This is a genomic window from Endozoicomonas sp. Z74, assembly GCF_057680865.1.
In genome coordinates this window covers 1-16,601 of the sequence record NZ_JBLYZI010000110.1, presented here as the reverse complement: position 1 = coordinate 16,601, position 16,601 = coordinate 1, and the positions used below count along the sequence as shown (strand labels likewise).

The following is a 16,601-nucleotide window of genomic DNA, read 5'->3' as shown; positions in this document are numbered from 1 at the left end:
GATTAGTATGAATCATAAGGGTTACCTTTTTACGATTTAGATTTCAGTGATTTCACCCTCTATCTAAATCGGTAACCCTTCCCTTTTTTGAAGAGGGAATTGTCAGATCAGATCTGAACTAATGCAGATAAGGCGCTTTGAATCACCCTCAAAAGCCCGGTTCCACCTTGTTTTTTCATTTTCACTTTACGAGCCAAGGAAAATGAATATCATAGCTTAGTCATTAGGCCAATAAAAGAGCGGGGGAGAACTCGGATCCCAGCCAATCTGCTGGAATCTCTGGCCGAACTCCAAAAAGCACTGTTCAATTTCTGCTTCATAGGGTTTTAGCAGCTGATAAACAAACCCCATGCCGTTATACCCTGACTTAATGGCAAACCCAAGCCTTAACTGATGGAGTAGTATAAACATCACTGTACTTCTCTCATAGAGTTTTTCCGCGCCTAATAACCGGTTAGAACAGCCTCGATTGATGAACATCATAATAAGGTCTGTCCAAGCGGTTTCTCCTGTTACACAAGCTACTGATTTCCTGAACGCATCAGCAGTAGCATAAGATGCCAGACGTAAAAAACACTCGACAAATAGAGTATGAACAGGCACTCCCCAATTGGGTTTGACCATTGCCACTCCAATGCCTGTAACTAAAAATACAACAACCGTAAGACCTTCAGACTGTATCTGAGTTTGATCATCAATATCCATGAATTGAAGGGTTTGATGAATATCAGACTGAACATTGCCTTTCAAAAAAGAAAATCCAGTAGATTTTGTATTCCCTAGCACCGCTTTAAAAACAGGAGGCAGTCGCCCCCAGATAACAGGACTAAATTCTGCCAGGGCATCCGCACCTATCATGGAGAAATAAACAGGCATTCCCTCAATGACACGGTATTGACTTTTCAGTCCTGAGTGCTGGCCAGAAGACTCTTTAATTTGCAATGAAAGCTCATTGGAAAAACCTTTGAATAAGTGATAATTGAGTTCACTTGAATAATGCTGATCTACTTTATTGACACCAGGGGTGACCATCTGACTCATTAAGAATCCACCACCCAAAAATACGATAGCAGTTATACCATGCGGATTTTGATACCCTTGTCTTCCAATGTGATAAGCCATCTTCTTTTCTGCATGAACACACGATCCAAGAGTGTAATATTGGTTAAAGAAAGCTCTATCATTACTGTTCCCAGTAGCATCTACACCATCAGCGCTGAGACTATAAGTAAAAAGAAAATTTATCATTTCCAGAACAACTGGAGAGACAAAGTCAGTAAAAAGTGTTTCATCACCTACTTTTACATCAGGTTCTGGAGAATAGCCATCTTTATAAATGGAGTCGCACAATCCGCAAGTATAACCTGTTCCATTCGTATTTTTTGGATATGAAAGGCAATAAACGACCCCATTCTGAGATGAGTAAGCACTTTGTGCAACAACATTAATAAAACAGACCACAACAAAATATTTAACTCTATTTTGCTTCACCAAATTATAACTAACATTCATTAGTTTGATAGCGTAAAACATTGCACCATATTCCCTGTAACAGATAGCGCTATAACATTATTTTTAATGCTAAAAATAGCAGCACCTGGCAGCTCGGAACTCAGTATATTCACCTATTCATGTTATTAAATGTAACTCACCTGTCCTGTTAACGACAATGATCATTTAAAAGATAGCTTTCAGTAACCGTACCTTTGGCATTTTCGATAATACACCCCGTATCAAAAGGAATTAAATAATGACCTTTGTCCAGGTCACTTCTCCAGTATTGCTCCGGAGAAATATCAACCCTGAAGGGATCAAAGAAAAAAACAATACTCCTCAAAACCCTTTCAGTGTGCATTGCAGTGTAAGCCGCTGTGGCGATTGTATTCATAACTCCTGTTTGAATACCTGAGATCATCGGAGGTAATAGCACTCCGCCAGCAAAGATGTTGCGATATTTAGAGTCAGGTGAAGCCTGTGTTTTGATAAGAACAAACAGACTAAATTGTAAGGTAAGGCCCAAAAGGTCATTGAACACTGGCCCTCCCAGATTCATTTTTTCGGAAAGATCTGCGAGAAGCTCAGACGCCCCAAAACCTGATGCTTCTACCATATTTTCCAAAAAAACAACAGAGAAACCACTTGTAGGAGAATGAGTCATTAACCGATAAGAGAGTGAACTCAATATTAATGTTGTTACAGCCGAACAAATAACCTTTTGAGTGACTGGATCTTTAGTCTCAAAAACTGAGTCAACAACGTTATAACCGGAATGAACCATATCCTTTGCCCCTGAGTATGCCATATATGCAGCCGAAACACTTGCTGCTTCAGGAAGTATTTTTTGGAAAAGAACAGCTGATCTTTGAAAACGGCTCCACTGCGGAGCATCTTTCAGAGTTTTACTCAAATTGATATCAGGATTAAATATACCCACGTATTTTCCTGACGTTATCAATAACATCACCGCTCCGCTTAAAACCCACTTAGAGATAGATTGAGCCCATAGGGGATTATCCTCATCAATATAAGCTCTAACAACCTGGTCTTCAATAGTAAGTGACTGCGCCTTTAAAAATAGTCCTGTGATAACAACTGATTTTGAAATGACCGATAAGGATTCTGAGTAACTTAATCGTTCATAATCAAACCTTCCCGTAGGGTGTAATTCAATATAAGCAGAATCAGCAAGCAGCACTATAAACGCACTACTAAAACAAGCAAGCGCTTCCGAACTATCAGTTAGTGATTTAACAGTTGCGACCAAACCGTTTCCAAAATGATATACCACAGCAACCCTGAGGGCAGTTAACATCTGGGAGCCTGGGTCAACTGCTTGAGCATTCAAAGCATTATTAGAAGGGTCATAAGGTAACAACAAAGGCAGTGCCAGGCATAATTTTATTTCCGGCTTATCACTGTTAGACTTTATTAATGAAAGCACTTCTTCATAACTTTGTTCTCCCTGCCATTGCTTAGGCAAAAAGCCATTGCGATCAACCTCATTATCCACGACGTCCTTGTCGTCTGAAACCGGGGGATGGCTTATTGCATTAACCACCCAGAAGGTTAATACAACAAAAGTGACCTTGGCAGACCAATTGGTTGAGCGGTAATATCTTCGCTGGAGCCCCATACAGCATACCTAATCTGAGAGCAAGCAGTTTTTATCATCCGTACCATTGCATTTTAAATGGCAGCACCACACTACCAGTGATAATGGCTAGCCATTTTTTATTATCACGTTTTTGTTCTTATAACATCTCCTTCAAAGTTAATTGATTAACTCTGAACATCTTTTGTTAGATTTATTCAACAAACTATTGAAACTTAAATTTTAAAAATGCAACAAGAACGTTTTGAAAGCTAGCACTGCACACAACCAATTTCAACAAATAAAAATGAAATAAATAGCTCTTTTTTAACTTTGAATTCATCATTCCAATAACCCTATCTATTACATTATGATCACACACTCACTAAATCGCATTGAGCAAATCATGAAGAAAGTTTCATAGAAATAAAAAAGAGGAGCATCCACCGTTGATACTCCTCCCTTTAGTCCAATCAAAAGATGTTACGGAAATGCTTACCCAAACAGCTTTTCCACCTGGGCAATATCACTGCTGTTACCGGTGAGCACCACAATATCTCCGGCACAAAGTATCATACCGGGTTGAGGCTGAAGCACCATATTATCCCTGCGGACTTCAACAATGGATACATCGCGGCCACGGAAGTCCAGGCCATCGACACACTGGTCGCAAGCCGTACAGTTGTCACTGACGGTCACTGCATGACGGTGAGCATGGTCGTCACTTTCCAGAAGAAAGTCATTCAACCCTGGATAAAACCCGTTAAGAATCTCGTAGCCCTTGGCCCGAGCCTCATTCACTCTTTGAAGGACAATCGCTGGATTCATACCCAGCATCAGCAGGGCATGCTTGACAATCAGCAGACTGGACTCGAGTACCTCAGGTATAACCACCGTGGAACCGGCTTTTTGCAGTTCTTCAGACTGGCTGTCATCCCGGGTTCGGACCAGAATCGGGATAGAAGGGGAGTATTGTCGAACGGCTTTTACGATCTGGATAGCATCCCCGGAGCGGTCAATACAGATGACCACCTGGCTGGCCCGCTCAAGGCCCACTGCCTGAAGCAATTCAAGCTTGCGACAGTCACCATAAAACACGGGGTCACCGGCAAGGCCGGCTTCGTGAACGTGGAGAGGATCATCATCAATGGCAACAAAGGCTTTCTTTTCCTGGGCCAGGAATCGGGCAATGGTTTGACCGACCCGGCCATAACCACAGATCAGGGTGTGGTGATGAATATGGGCGGTCTGCTTGCGCAGTTCTTCGTCTTTTAAATGGTTGCGGGCCTGATCGGCTCTGTCGTATTTCAGCCACTTGGCAATGCTGTCACTTTTGCGGATCAGCAGGGGAGCTGCAATCATGGAAAGAATGGTAACGGCCAGGACGATGGAGGCCAGGTCGCCACCGGTCTGGCCGTATTGAGAGGCGAGGGCGATCAGGGCAAAACAGAACTCGCCCCCCTGAGCCAGGGAAAGGCTGGCCCTTAAAGAAATATTGCGGGCCTCACCGGCTGTTCGGGCCAGGGCATACACCACAACAAATTTAAACAGGATCAGGCCGACCGTCCCCAACAGCACTTTCCACCAGAAGTGCAGCAGCACTTCCATATTCAACATCAAACCGACGGAAACAAAGAACAGCCCCAGCAGCACATCCCGGAAAGGCTTGATATCCGCCTCGACCTGGTGCTTGTAATGACTTTCGCCCAGCATCATGCCTGCCACGAACCCGCCCAGGGCCATGGACAGCCCCAGGGCATGGGATAGCCAGGCCGCCATCAGGGCAATGACCAGAGCCATGAGCACAAACAACTCCTCAGAGCGGGCTTTGGCCACTTCATGGAATATTTTTGGCAGCAGCCATTTGCCCACGGCCAGCATGGCCAGAACAAATACAATACCCTTGGCAAACGCCAGCCCCAGAGAGGAGCTAATGGACTGGCCGGTTCCCCCTGCCAGGGTGGGCACCATAATCAGAAACAGAACCGCAGCAATATCCTGGAATAACAGAACACCAATGGCCAGCTGCCCCTGTCTGGAACGGATTTCATTACTCTGGGTAAGCTCTTTCGACACAATGGCGGTTGAAGACAGGGCCAGTGCCGAAGCACAGATCAATGACACCAGTACCGGAAACTGAAGCGCCACCAGAACCCCGAATATTCCCATCCCACTCAGCAGAACCTGGAGGCCCCCCAGACCAAATACCTCTTTTTTCATGGCCATGATGGTTTTCAGGGAAAACTCCAGCCCCAGGGTGAACAGCAGAAAAACAACACCAATTTCCGCCAGCAGAGTGATATCAAAATCCGGCTGGATCAGCCCGGAGGTGGTGGGGCCAAGGACAATGCCCACAAACAGATAACCCAGGCTTTCCGGCAGTTTGAAGCGCTTGAACAGGGCAATGGTCATAACTGACAGTGCCAGAATAAGCATCAACTGATTAAAAAAGGTAAAATCCATGGGTTCGCCAGTTGGTTATTAATGCGTTACAAAACAACAGTATACGAAAAATACGCAAACAATGGTTATATCTACATAATTTTTATTAATCCTTCGTTATAGTATCGCAGTTATTTCCCGCCAGTTTAGGAGTTCGTTTATGGTCCAGCTGATTTTATATACTACCTCCGGTTGTCATTTGTGCGAAGAAGCTGAAATCATACTGAACCGGCTTGCACAGCAAGGTGTCTGCCAGTGGCAGGCGGTTGAAATCGCAGAAGATGAACAGCTCGTTGACCGTTATGGAGTCCGCATACCCGTGGTCAGCAATGTGTTCAGCGATGGAAAAGCTGAAGAAATAGGCTGGCCTTTTGATCATGAGCAGCTGGAAGACTGGCTGAAAACCCGCGTTTTGGGATAGGATAAAATTCTTACAGTCGTTAATTGGCAGGGATCGCATGATTAACTACACCCGGGTAACTTCTGAGTTCAATGATGGGCAATACGTGACCGCTGAAAACAATCGCTTACTGAAAATCGCCACTTATGCGTCTGTTGCTACCGCCAGCATACTGATCCTGGCCAAACTGGCGGCCTGGTTTATGACCGGGTCCATGAGTCTTATGGCCACGCTGCTGGATTCCACCATGGATATCCTAGCCTCCCTGATCACCCTTTTTGCGGTCAGAATCGCCATCACGCCCCCGGATGAAGATCACCATTTTGGCCATGGCAAAGCGGAGCATCTGGCGGTGCTGGCACAATCCGCTTTTATTGCCGGGTCTGCCATTGTCCTGCTGCTTAATATATTTGACCGGATGACGGGCCAGACCGTGGCCCTGGAAAACGAAACCGTCGGTATTGTGGTGATGGTTTTCTCCCTGGCCGCTACCCTGGTACTGCTGGGTATCCAGCGTCATGTCATCCGGAAAACCAACTCAGCCGCCATCAAGTCGGATTCCCTCCACTACCAGGTGGACCTGCTTACCAATATGGTGGTGCTGGCTGCTCTGGTCGGCGCAAGGTTTGGCTATTACCAGGTGGACAATATTCTGGCGGTTCTGATTGGTATTTATATGCTGGTCAGTGTCAGAACCCTTGCCTGGGAGGCCATTCAACAGTTAATGGATCACTCCCTCCCCGACGAAGATTTAAAGGAAATCGAGAAAAGGGCGCTTTCCATAGAAGGCGTTCTGGGCATTCACGATGTCCGGACAAGAGTGTCCGGAACTATCCCTTTTATCCAGATGCACCTTGACCTGGAGGCAAACCTACCGTTGCAGCAGGCTCATGAGCTGGGCGCGCAGGCAAAACGGGCCGTTCTGAACTATCTGCCTACGGCGGATGTTATTGTTCACCTTGACCCTGAGCGGCCGGAACTGGAACAGGGGGAAGATTAAAAAACCGCCTGGCGGTACCGGATGTCTGCTGGGCAATCACCTCTGGTGTTTTACCGGTATGCCGGGCGATCATGGTCACCACCTCTCCCAGAAAAGCCGGCTCATTACGTCGGTTTTTCGGTTTCTTCTCCAGGGTTCTGGGCAGCAGGTAAGGGGCATCGGTCTCTATCATTAACCGGTGTTCGGGAATGTCTTTCAGCAGCGGATGGAGATGGGTTCCCCGGCGTTCGTCACATACCCAGCCGGTAATGCCAATGTGCAGGTCCAGATCAAGATAACGGTAAAGCGCTTTTTTATCCGCGGTAAAGCAATGAACCACCAGGGCACTGATTTGATCCCGATAAGCCTTAACCATATCAGCAAATCGCTCAGATGCGTCACGCTCATGGCAAAACAGTGGCAACCCTGACTCAATGGCCAATTCAAGTTGAGCCTCAAAGGCTTTTTCCTGGACTGCCCGTGGTGAAAAGTCCCGGTTAAAATCCAGCCCGGTTTCCCCTGCAGCCACCACTTTCTCTTCCAATAGCAGCTCTTTCAGGTTGTTAATGGCCTGTTCACTTGCCTCATTGGCATCATGAGGGTGGATGCCCGCCGTGCTGAAACAGCCGTCATACTTCTGGGCAAGTTCCAGAGCCTGGTGGGACTCCTCTACAGACGTTCCCGTCAGAATCATAGTTCTGACGCCATGGTCCGAGGCTCGCTGCACTACCTCATCACGATCCTGATCAAAAGCTTTGTTGCCAAGATTAACGCCAATATCAATCAGGTCCGCTTGAACATTGTGAACATTAAGAGCCATCAATACTCCAAAAAGGTGATCTTCATAAAGAGGGTATTTTGCAGTGGTCAACTTCATGGAACAAGAGGGGCTCTGGTAAGATGCACAACCGGAACAGCGCCTGAGTACAATCATTGATCAAAACAGTTGATCAAAACCGCTGAACAAAACGGCAAAAGGATGATACCTATTATGCAAGTCACCGAACTGGCCATTTACCCGATCAAATCCTCCCGGCAGATCACTCTGGGGGAAGCTCTCATCAGCAGAACCGGGTTTGAACATGATCGCCGCTGGTTGCTGGTTGACCTGGAAGGGCGCTTTATCACCCAGCGACAATACCCGCAACTGGTGAAGGTGACTGCTACACCGGAGAGGGGAGGGCTCTTGCTGCAAAACACCGGGATGGAAGATCTCTGGGTGCAACAGCCAGACCCGAACCTGAAGACGCCGGTTGAAGTCAGTGTCTGGAAAGACCAGTGTCAGGCTATCGATGCCGGTGATGACGCGGCCGAATGGTTTTCAACCGTTCTGGATAAAACCTGTCGCCTGGTTCATCAGCCGGATCACGCTATACGCCCTGTTGACCCGCATTTTTCCAGCCCCTCTGACCAGACCAGTTTTGCCGATGGCTTCCCCTTTCTACTGACCAGTGAAGCTTCCCTGGATGAATTGAACAGCCGTCTTTCCCAACCGGTCACCATGGAGCGTTTTCGCCCCAATATCGTTATCGATGGCCTGGAAGCCTGGGCCGAAGATACCTGGAAAACGATTCAGATCGGAGAAGTGACCTTCAGGGTCGCCAAACCCTGTTCCCGCTGTGTGATGACTACCATCGACCCGAAAACTGGAGAAAAAACCGGAAAGGACCCGTTAATGACACTGTCGCAATACCGGCGAACAAAGATGGGCGTTATCTTTGGCCAGAACCTGATCCATGATCAGGCAGGTATCATCAGGGTAGGGGACAAAGTCACAGTTCTTTCTGAGTAACGCTCTTTTCAGGATGTAAATTTACTTTATAAAAAGCAGCTATTGTTCTGATATATAGCTGCTTTATAGAATGCCCGTTACCTGTATTTCCATTAGAAGCTTACTCCACCTCACGGGTAGACGTCCCGCCCCTCCTTATGCTGTCTATGCTTAATGAAAGATAATAAGGATAGGGGGGGGCTGAAATGCCGATTCGCAACAACCATGGACATAGACCACAGCTTCAAAAAGATGTACGCCTTCAAAAAAACCTCAGACAGCAGGAAAAACTCAAGGCAGCAGAGGAAAAAAACCAATATAAACGGGAGTATCATCGGTTTGTTCGGGAAACCAAGGCAGCAAAAACAGATGGAATGCAAAACTCTGGCCACCCAGGTGACTCCGGGAAGAAGAATCTTGAAGATCGTTCAATCACGGCCTGGTTCAGTAAAGTATTCCATAAAATCTTTGGCTAACCCCCTCACACACGTATTCCCCATTATTACAACCGCCCATTACTAAGAGTGAATGGGCGTTTCCTGAATAGGGCTAACCCGCTTTCTGCCGGTCTTGCTGTCGTCCGGCAATCACCAGCAGGCAGGGTGTCAATACCAGCGTCAGGACCGTTGCAAAGGCCAGCCCTCCGGCAATGGAGGTAGAAAGCTGACTCCACCACTGGGCCGTTGGCCCACCAATTTCCAACCGGTGATTGAACAGGTCAATATTGGTGGACAGTACCATGGGCATCAACCCGAGGATGGTGGTAATGGTGGTCAGCATAACCGGCCGGAGACGCTGGGCACCGGTTCTCAAAATGGCCTCTTCCGCTTTCATCCCCTGTCGACGAAGCAGGTTGTAGGTGTCAATTAACACAATGTTGTTATTAACGACGATCCCGGCCAGGGAGATAACCCCGATTCCACACATAACAATGCCAAAGGGTTGTCCGGCAACCAGCAACCCCAGCAAAACCCCTCCGGTTGACAGTACCACCGCGGACATAATCAACGAGGCCTGGTAAAAACTGTTGAACTGGGTCACCAGAATCATCGCCATCACAAACAGGGCGATGGTAAAGGCCTTGACCAGGAACTGACTGCTTTCCTGCTGGTCTTCATTCTGGCCCTTGTAACGGAAGCTCACCTGTTCCGGAAAATCCATGGCTGCCAGGGTAGCTTTCAGTTCCGGAAGAACATCATTGAGCAGAACGCCCTCAGCCAGGCTGGCGCCAATGGAGACAGTTCGCTTGCCATTAAGGTGCTGGATGCTGTCCACCTTGGGGGCAATCTCTCTGGCTGTGAAATTATTAATGGGCACCAGACCCGCCTGGGTCATCAGCCGCAGTTGATCGATGCTGTCCAGGTGCCGGTCGGATTCCGGAAACCGGATGCGAATATCCACTTCATCACTGCTGTCATCGGGCCGGTAACTTCCCACCGTAAGGCCTGATGTTACCAGCCGGACCATGGCACCCGCACTGCTGACATCGGCACCGTAACGGGCAGCACCGGCACGGTCCACATCCATACGCCATTCGTAGCCTGGAGTAGGGCCGTTGTCTTCAAAGTCGGTGAGCCCTCTGGTTTGCTCCAGAACACGTTTTACTCTTATGACCGTTTCATGAAGCACATCCAGGTCAGTAGCACTGACCACCAGTTCCAGGGGTTTACCCTGGGGGGGCCCGTCTTTCTGCCGTTCTACATTAATCTCCAGCCCGGCGAAATGGGAGAGCTTTTGATCAATTTCTTCGGCCACCAATGCCGCCTTACGACGGTACTTCCAGTCCACCATATTCAGGCGGAGGGTGCCCACTTCCTGGTGATCGCCGGTTCTGGCATAGAGGGTTTTCAGCTCCGGTTGTTGCAGCAGGATGGCTTCCACCCGTTTAAGAATCCCATCCTTTTCATCAATGGATAAATTACTGGAATTCACCCGAACCTTGATCATGATGTTATTGGTGTCCACATCCGGGAAATACTCAAAACCTTTGCCAAAGGAGATAAAGGCGGCATAAAGGGATAGCACTGCGGCCATACCCAGAATAAGAATTTTGATGGGGTGCTGGATCGCCCGGGACAGCATTCGGATATAAACACCCGCCCATCCCGGGACTTTGGTCAGATCACCGGTTTCTGCTTCAAGGATTGCCTGCTTTTCAACATCACTGATCTGCCGGGGTTTGCCAATCAGGGAACCAATGGTGGGAATAAAAATCAACGCCATCACCAGGGATGCAGAAAGGGTAGCGATCAGGGTCAGGGGCAGGTAGGTCATCATTTCCCCCATAATGCCCGGCCAGAACATCAGGGGGAAGAAAGCCGCCAGGGTGGTTGCAGTGGACGCAATAATGGGCCATGCCATTCTCATGGAGGCTTCCTGGTAGGCCTGTCGGCGGTGCACACCTTCACTCATTTTTCGATCGGCGAATTCCGTCACAACAATGGCGCCATCAACCAGCATGCCCACTGCCATCATCAGAGAGATCAACACCACCATATTAATGGTCAGACCCATGATGCCAATGATCAGAATTCCCGCCAGAAAAGAGCCCGGTATTGCAATTCCCGCCAGTACGGCACTGCGGAAACCCAGGGCCCCGACAATCACGGTAACCACCAGAATAATGGCCGCCAGAACACTGTTCTGAAGGTCATTGACCATATCCACTACATCCACGGATTGATCACCCACATAGTCCACCATCAGGGTTTCCGGCGCCAGTTTGCGACCTTCAGCAATGATCGCTTTGGCCAGGGCGACGGTTTCGATGATGTTCTCCCCGGGGCGTTTTTTGATCTCCAGAGCAATGCTGCTCCGGCCATTCATTCGTGCATAACCACCACCGTCCTTGAAAGTGCTCAACACCGTGGCGATATCCCCAAAGGTAATCACCCGGTCACCGTCGGCTTTCACCGGCTGGGAAAGAATATCTGCAGCGGTTTTATAAACAGCAGGCACCTTTACAGAAAAGCGTCCCTTGCCATTATCCAGATTGCCGGCTGCAACCAGCTGGTTATTCTGTGAGACCAGGTTAATCACATCGTTAGGGACCAGGCCATAGCTTTCCAGCTTCAGGGGATCAATGATGACATCCACCACTTCCTCCCGGTCCCCGGCAATATCCACCTCCAGAATCTGTTTTTTGGATTCCAGTTCATCCTTTAAACGCCGGGCCATTTTTACCAGTGCCCGTTCTGGCAGGTTTCCTGAGAGCACCGCGGTGATCACCGGCTCCATGCTGGCAAAGGAGATCTGATGAACTTCGGGCTCATCGGTATCCTGAGGCAGTTTGCTTTTGGCAAGGTTCACTTTGTCACGGACATTGGCCAGCACCTCATCGCTGTCCAATCCCGCTACAAATTCCAGGGTAATGGAGGCATGGGACTGAGATGCGGTGGCTTTCAGTTCCTTGAGGCCCTCAATGGCCCTTAACTCTTTTTCCAGGGGAAGTACCAGTAGACGTTCAGAGTCTTCCGGTGAGATGCCTTCATGATGAACGGAAATATAAATGACCGGAATGGTGATATCCGGACTGGACTCTTTGGGAATGGTCAGGTAACTGGCCAGGCCGGTTACCAGAATCAGCACCAGCAGCATCATCACTGTGCGGGTACGCAACAGTGAAACGGAAATAAGATCGCGCATGACTCATTACTCCCCGCCAGCAACCATGGACAGCTCCGGGGTGCTGACAGCCACCAGATCCCCCTCTCTGACAAACCCCTGCCCCCGGGTGATCACTCTGGCCTGGCGGGGAATCCCGGTTACCCAGAGTCGTTCACTTTCAGATTTGACAATATCAACGGGAGTAAACACCACGTGGTTGGAGGCATTCACCCATTTAATGCCCGGCTCACCCTGTTCGCTCAAAGCCAGCCAGGCAGGGCTGATTTCAAGGGCCATCACTTCTTCCATCAACAAATCCGCTTCAACGCTGAGGCCTGCTGGAATGGTCATGTCCGGGTTGGGCAGGGTCAGTTCTACGGAGAAAGTCCTTGTTGCCTCATTGGCCTGACGGTCTATGTAGCGAATACTGGCCTGGGCCGTCCGCCCATCCATAAAGCGAACACTGGCCTGCTGACCGGGCTGAAAATGACTGATGTTGATCTGGGGGATATCAACATGAATCACCAATGGATCCAGATCCAGGATTTCTGCCACGGGCTTTCCCTTATCAATAAAGTCACCCACTTCCACATGTCTTTTGTTCAGGATTCCGGCGACAGGGGCCTTGATACGGGTATTTTCCCACTGGATCTGCAGCTGATCCTTTTGGGAAAGCGCCTCGGCAAGGGCGGCTTCCAGCTGCACCAACTGATTTTCGGCAATGTGCTTTTTCTGTTGCAGGGAAAGGGCGGACTGGTAGTCCTGCCGGGCCTGTCGGACCTTGGCATCGGCGGATGCCAGCTGGGCTTTGAGGCTCCCCTCCCGCAGGCGGAGAATCTCTTCCCCGGCTTTCATCAGCTGGCCTCGCTGGGCGGATACCGCCACCACTCGAGCCGCCAGCTCGCCACTGACCGTAACGGTTCTATCCGTTTCGGTGCGGCCATAAAGGGTTAAGGTGCGGGCAATGGATACCTGTTCAAAATGGCCGACCCTGACGGAGGGCAGGATGCTTTGTACATCCGCCTGCTCCAGTGGGGCAGGGGTTTTATCACTGTCGTTGATATTGACCACATCCGCCGTTATCAGGTAAATACCAATACCACTGGCAATAACACCTGCAGTCAGCCATGAACCGTTCAGCCTGGAAAATCTGCGCATACTGATTACTTTCTGTACTTATTATTCCGGCAGTCATTGCCGCGACGTTTATTCATTGTTGTTTAGCGTCGGTTATACGGATTACTGAAGCATTTTCCGAGAATGCTACGACCGACGTATAACAGCTATCCATAGGCAGGCTCATTCTGGCAGTATCCCAGTCTAAAAGCGAGTTTTCTTTTACTGGGTAACCGTTGCCTCTGGCATGGAGAGTTCTGGAACGGAGCATATTGTAAGCTCTGCATTTGTCCCCCTTTCCGGAAGCGTCATACAATGCTCCTCAGGGATATAAAGAAAATCAGACACATTGGGCATTATCCAATAAAAAATATATGTCCAGTTCAAAAAAAATACAGTTCCCAACAAGACACTGCCATAATTTTTGAGCTTGGGAGATAGATGAAAATATGAAGGTTTTCCAAAAGATACAATGTTAAATATGAATTCGATCGAGTCTTCATAGCTCTGCAAGGCTTCGGGATTTGATCGTTTCAATATAAAATAGAGTTTCAGTTGATCGACCAACTTGTCCAAGATTTCCTGAGACCCATCCCATTTGACATCGGTTGAACTGAACTCTTTCAGACCATCAATATTACTGGCGTGTTTTGCATGCTTGTTGACTTCAATGGTATTCCAGAAAACTAGAAATACAGGCCTTGCCCCCCATGACCAGAGCCTGTTTATTAGTCCTGTAACTTCATTAGGATGAAGCATTGTACAGGCAGTCCAGAGGACTTCATCCCCTATAGCAGCTATATGTTTAATCCACTCAGCTCCGTTCCCAGTAACATAGAGGCCATGAGCACTGGACAGTATTGCTGATTTAGCACTATCCGCGATGTGGACTGAATAATGCTCGCAGCCTTTCCATATATGGTAAGCACCGGAGAGCACACTCTCAAACAGAACGTTTTCTCCAGCCTGGTCTTTGGCTTCAGCATAGAGGCCGGGCATCAGTTGCAATACGATTACCGTGGCAATTATCTTTGTCATCTTTACTCTCTCTGAGCAGGGAAGGTTAGCCGCTTTCAGAAAGGCAAGAGTAGCCAGCAATAATGATAATGCTACGTAGAATTATTCTTATTTTCAAAAAAGAAATAGATGATACTCCTCACAAGGCACAGCTGAGAACAACGGGCGCATGATCAGACGGCCTTTCCTGACCACGGATCTCGTAATCAATCGCAACCTCCTGGCACAGCTCAAACAGAGCTCCTGTTGCCAGAACGCCATCTATCCTCAGCCCCCGTCGCGGCTCCCGCTCAAAGCCGCGACTGCGATAGTCAAACCAACTGAACTGGTCATCACATTCAGGATTAAGCTCACGGAAGCAGTCCTTGAGCCCCCAGCCGAGGAGGGTGTTAAACCATTCCCGCTCTTCCGGCAAAAAACTGCATTTGCCACTTTTCAGCCACCGCCTGGCATTATCAGGCCCAATACCGATATCCCTATCCGTATGGGAGATATTGAAGTCACCCATCACGGCAATCAGGGAAGAGGGCGTACAATGTTCGTTAAGGTACTTCTGAAGATCCGAATAAAACCGTTGCTTGGCAGGAAACTTGGTCTCATGACTACGGTTCTCTCCCTGGGGAAAGTAGCCGTTAATGACCCGAAGCGTTTCTCCGCCGGTCGTTGGGTAGTCCGCAATAATCATTCTTCGCTGGGCATCCTCACTGTCACCAGGAAACCCTTTCTGAACTTGAACCGGCTCCTGTTTACTCAACAGAGCCACTCCGTAATGGGTCTTTTGCCCATGAAAACAGACGTGATAGCCCATCTCATGGATCGCATCCACGGGAAATTCCGGGTCGGCTACCTTGATTTCCTGAAGCCCAATGATATCGGGGCTGTGTTTCTCGATCAGCTTTTGCAGCTGGTGCAACCGGGCTCGCAGGCCATTCACATTAAATGTCACTAATTTCATTGCTATAGAATTTGCCAACTGAGTTTTCGAAATAGTATCCCAGGGATGAGCAGGGAAATAGAGGTAAAGTGTTACATCATGAATTTAACATAATATATATTAGTTTTGTCGTGTAATGCCGCTCAGAAGGGGAGCGGCAAACCGGAAAAAACAAAGAGAAAACAGGCACTTGCAGAAAGGAATATCGGGGTGATCTGGTCGGCTTTTTCTTTCCAATATTGGAACAGTCTTTCGTTTTTGGATTTCTGGGCACGCTCGGCAGCAATGGAGAACAGGACGTAACCGGGGTCCAGGTTGGTCAGGTCTGAGGCTCTAAGGGCTGTGGCGTCTGAGAACACATTTTCCCCCCTTGATAGGGTGGTCATTGCTTGTCTGCTGATGTCTAGAGCCTTGGCTACTGCATAGTTGGAATCTTTTCCTATGGCTTTCTTGACCTGCTCTAATAGTTCTAGGGTGGTTATCATTTCTTTCTCTGAATAATTATTCATAACTCATAATCTCATATTTTAGGTAGTCAGCAGCGTTTGACAATGTAAGGCGCATTTGACGTGTAAGATGCAGTTGACAATACTTATATCACATCATCTTTCGGTGTTCGGGGGTAGCTCCCCCGGTTTTTAACACTGAAAGGCGTTTAACTGAAAGATAGGTGATATAAGAATATGAACACTGCCGAAAAAAAGGTGGTCAGTCTGGACGATGCCAGACGCGCCAAACCCATCGACCAAATATTTCAGGACTACGCGCACAAAGTCCAGGCCGCTGCCGTTGAGGCAGAATACGAGCAGGGCGCGGCACAGTTAGAATCTGTTATCAATGCGTATAAAGATGTCCGATTCGAAAAAGCGAAATTTGTCGTTGCCCTCCTGAACCCGATCTTTTTTCAAAAGTCCCTTGAATCCCTCGAAGGTGCCCAAGCTGCAATAGAGAACTACTGGGCGTTTGGTACGGGTTACTTTTTTTACCGTCATTATCTCGCGGTTCAGGTCGGCAAACTGTCAGAGGCGGTTTTGTGGAAAGACGAACCGAGCCAGGGCGAATTATTGCAAATGGCAATGAGGCTTCAAAACACGGTTCGATGGGCAGAAAAACAACTCCAGGGGGCGCGGGTCAAATGAAAAAAGAAAAACTTTTAGATGATCTTGAGGCGCGATTGAAATTGTTCCGTGAGTATTTGGGAGAGGCAAAAAAGATACAAAGAGAAGATAGAGAATCGGGCAATGG

14 protein-coding genes are annotated in these 16,601 nt (G+C 48.3%); 5 read left to right on the top strand and 9 right to left on the bottom strand.

Going from position 1 to position 16,601, the window contains the following annotated elements:
* Positions 1-216: 216 nt before the first annotated feature.
* The 3 genes from ACNRUY_RS22320 to ACNRUY_RS22310 form a co-directional block, all read right to left on the bottom strand.
* Positions 217-1,533, bottom strand: coding sequence for a hypothetical protein (locus ACNRUY_RS22320; RefSeq protein WP_488113873.1), 1,317 nt, complete (start codon positions 1,531-1,533; stop codon positions 217-219).
* Between the two features lie 127 nt (positions 1,534-1,660).
* Complete coding sequence (locus ACNRUY_RS22315; protein WP_488113872.1) at positions 1,661-3,010, bottom strand: hypothetical protein; 1,350 nt, start codon at positions 3,008-3,010, stop codon at positions 1,661-1,663.
* Positions 3,011-3,586: 576 nt separating this feature from the next.
* Entirely contained in the window at positions 3,587-5,554 is a 1,968-nt protein-coding gene (locus tag ACNRUY_RS22310; RefSeq protein WP_488113871.1) for a cation:proton antiporter domain-containing protein, read from the bottom strand.
* Positions 5,555-5,693: 139 nt separating this feature from the next.
* Here ACNRUY_RS22310 and ACNRUY_RS22305 point away from each other — a divergent pair, with 139 nt between their 5' ends.
* Positions 5,694-5,954, top strand: coding sequence for a glutaredoxin family protein (locus tag ACNRUY_RS22305; protein WP_488113870.1), 261 nt, complete (start codon positions 5,694-5,696; stop codon positions 5,952-5,954).
* Between the two features lie 37 nt (positions 5,955-5,991).
* Positions 5,992-6,933, top strand: a complete 942-nt coding sequence (locus ACNRUY_RS22300) for a cation diffusion facilitator family transporter (RefSeq protein WP_488113869.1) — start codon at positions 5,992-5,994, stop codon at positions 6,931-6,933.
* Here the strand turns inward: ACNRUY_RS22300 and ACNRUY_RS22295 are convergent.
* A complete protein-coding gene (locus ACNRUY_RS22295) occupies positions 6,881-7,789 on the bottom strand; it encodes a TatD family hydrolase (protein ID WP_488113868.1) in 909 nt (302 codons plus the stop codon). The genes ACNRUY_RS22300 and ACNRUY_RS22295 overlap by 53 nt on opposite strands.
* Before the next feature lie 114 nt (positions 7,790-7,903).
* Between ACNRUY_RS22295 and ACNRUY_RS22290 the strand changes: the two genes are divergently transcribed.
* Together ACNRUY_RS22290 and ACNRUY_RS22285 are read left to right on the top strand one after the other, a co-directional pair.
* Positions 7,904-8,704, top strand: a complete 801-nt coding sequence (locus ACNRUY_RS22290; RefSeq protein ID WP_488113867.1) for an MOSC domain-containing protein — start codon at positions 7,904-7,906, stop codon at positions 8,702-8,704.
* Positions 8,705-8,889: 185 nt separating this feature from the next.
* Positions 8,890-9,159: a hypothetical protein gene (locus tag ACNRUY_RS22285; RefSeq protein ID WP_488113866.1), complete on the top strand. Its 270-nt coding sequence runs from the start codon at positions 8,890-8,892 to the stop codon at positions 9,157-9,159.
* 73 nt (positions 9,160-9,232) lie between these two features.
* Here the strand turns inward: ACNRUY_RS22285 and ACNRUY_RS22280 are convergent, their stop codons facing one another.
* The 5 genes from ACNRUY_RS22280 to ACNRUY_RS22260 form a co-directional block, all read right to left on the bottom strand.
* Positions 9,233-12,328, bottom strand: coding sequence for an efflux RND transporter permease subunit (locus ACNRUY_RS22280; protein ID WP_488113865.1), 3,096 nt, complete (start codon positions 12,326-12,328; stop codon positions 9,233-9,235).
* 6 nt (positions 12,329-12,334) lie between these two features.
* Positions 12,335-13,447: an efflux RND transporter periplasmic adaptor subunit gene (locus ACNRUY_RS22275; RefSeq protein WP_488113864.1), complete on the bottom strand. Its 1,113-nt coding sequence runs from the start codon at positions 13,445-13,447 to the stop codon at positions 12,335-12,337.
* Between the two features lie 180 nt (positions 13,448-13,627).
* Positions 13,628-14,443 (bottom strand): hypothetical protein, encoded by an 816-nt coding sequence (locus tag ACNRUY_RS22270; protein WP_488113863.1) that lies wholly within the window; start codon positions 14,441-14,443, stop codon positions 13,628-13,630.
* Between the two features lie 118 nt (positions 14,444-14,561).
* On the bottom strand, positions 14,562-15,377 hold the full coding sequence (gene xthA / locus ACNRUY_RS22265; protein WP_488113862.1) for an exodeoxyribonuclease III: 816 nt from the start codon (positions 15,375-15,377) through the stop codon (positions 14,562-14,564).
* Between the two features lie 122 nt (positions 15,378-15,499).
* Positions 15,500-15,841: a hypothetical protein gene (locus ACNRUY_RS22260; RefSeq protein WP_488113861.1), complete on the bottom strand. Its 342-nt coding sequence runs from the start codon at positions 15,839-15,841 to the stop codon at positions 15,500-15,502.
* Between the two features lie 198 nt (positions 15,842-16,039).
* Between ACNRUY_RS22260 and ACNRUY_RS22255 the strand changes: the two genes are divergently transcribed.
* Positions 16,040-16,495 carry a hypothetical protein gene (locus ACNRUY_RS22255; RefSeq protein WP_488113860.1) on the top strand — a complete coding sequence of 152 codons (456 nt, stop codon included), beginning with the start codon at positions 16,040-16,042 and terminating at the stop codon, positions 16,493-16,495.
* The last annotated feature ends 106 nt before the right edge of the window (positions 16,496-16,601 follow it).

Excerpts from the sequence above, each read along its gene's own strand:
- ACNRUY_RS22275 (WP_488113864.1), bottom strand. The coding sequence starts at position 13,447 with ATGCGCAGATTTTCCAGGCTGAACGGTTCATGGCTGACTGCAGGTGTT.
- ACNRUY_RS22260 (WP_488113861.1), bottom strand. The coding sequence starts at position 15,841 with ATGATAACCACCCTAGAACTATTAGAGCAGGTCAAGAAAGCCATAGGA.
- xthA (WP_488113862.1), bottom strand. The coding sequence starts at position 15,377 with ATGAAATTAGTGACATTTAATGTGAATGGCCTGCGAGCCCGGTTGCAC.
- ACNRUY_RS22285 (WP_488113866.1), top strand. The coding sequence starts at position 8,890 with ATGCCGATTCGCAACAACCATGGACATAGACCACAGCTTCAAAAAGAT.
- ACNRUY_RS22255 (WP_488113860.1), top strand. The coding sequence starts at position 16,040 with ATGAACACTGCCGAAAAAAAGGTGGTCAGTCTGGACGATGCCAGACGC.
- ACNRUY_RS22300 (WP_488113869.1), top strand. The coding sequence starts at position 5,992 with ATGATTAACTACACCCGGGTAACTTCTGAGTTCAATGATGGGCAATAC.
- ACNRUY_RS22305 (WP_488113870.1), top strand. The coding sequence starts at position 5,694 with ATGGTCCAGCTGATTTTATATACTACCTCCGGTTGTCATTTGTGCGAA.
- ACNRUY_RS22270 (WP_488113863.1), bottom strand. The coding sequence starts at position 14,443 with ATGACAAAGATAATTGCCACGGTAATCGTATTGCAACTGATGCCCGGC.
- ACNRUY_RS22310 (WP_488113871.1), bottom strand. The coding sequence starts at position 5,554 with ATGGATTTTACCTTTTTTAATCAGTTGATGCTTATTCTGGCACTGTCA.
- ACNRUY_RS22295 (WP_488113868.1), bottom strand. The coding sequence starts at position 7,789 with ATGAAGTTGACCACTGCAAAATACCCTCTTTATGAAGATCACCTTTTT.
- ACNRUY_RS22280 (WP_488113865.1), bottom strand. The coding sequence starts at position 12,328 with ATGCGCGATCTTATTTCCGTTTCACTGTTGCGTACCCGCACAGTGATG.
- ACNRUY_RS22290 (WP_488113867.1), top strand. The coding sequence starts at position 7,904 with ATGCAAGTCACCGAACTGGCCATTTACCCGATCAAATCCTCCCGGCAG.
- ACNRUY_RS22320 (WP_488113873.1), bottom strand. The coding sequence starts at position 1,533 with ATGTTTTACGCTATCAAACTAATGAATGTTAGTTATAATTTGGTGAAG.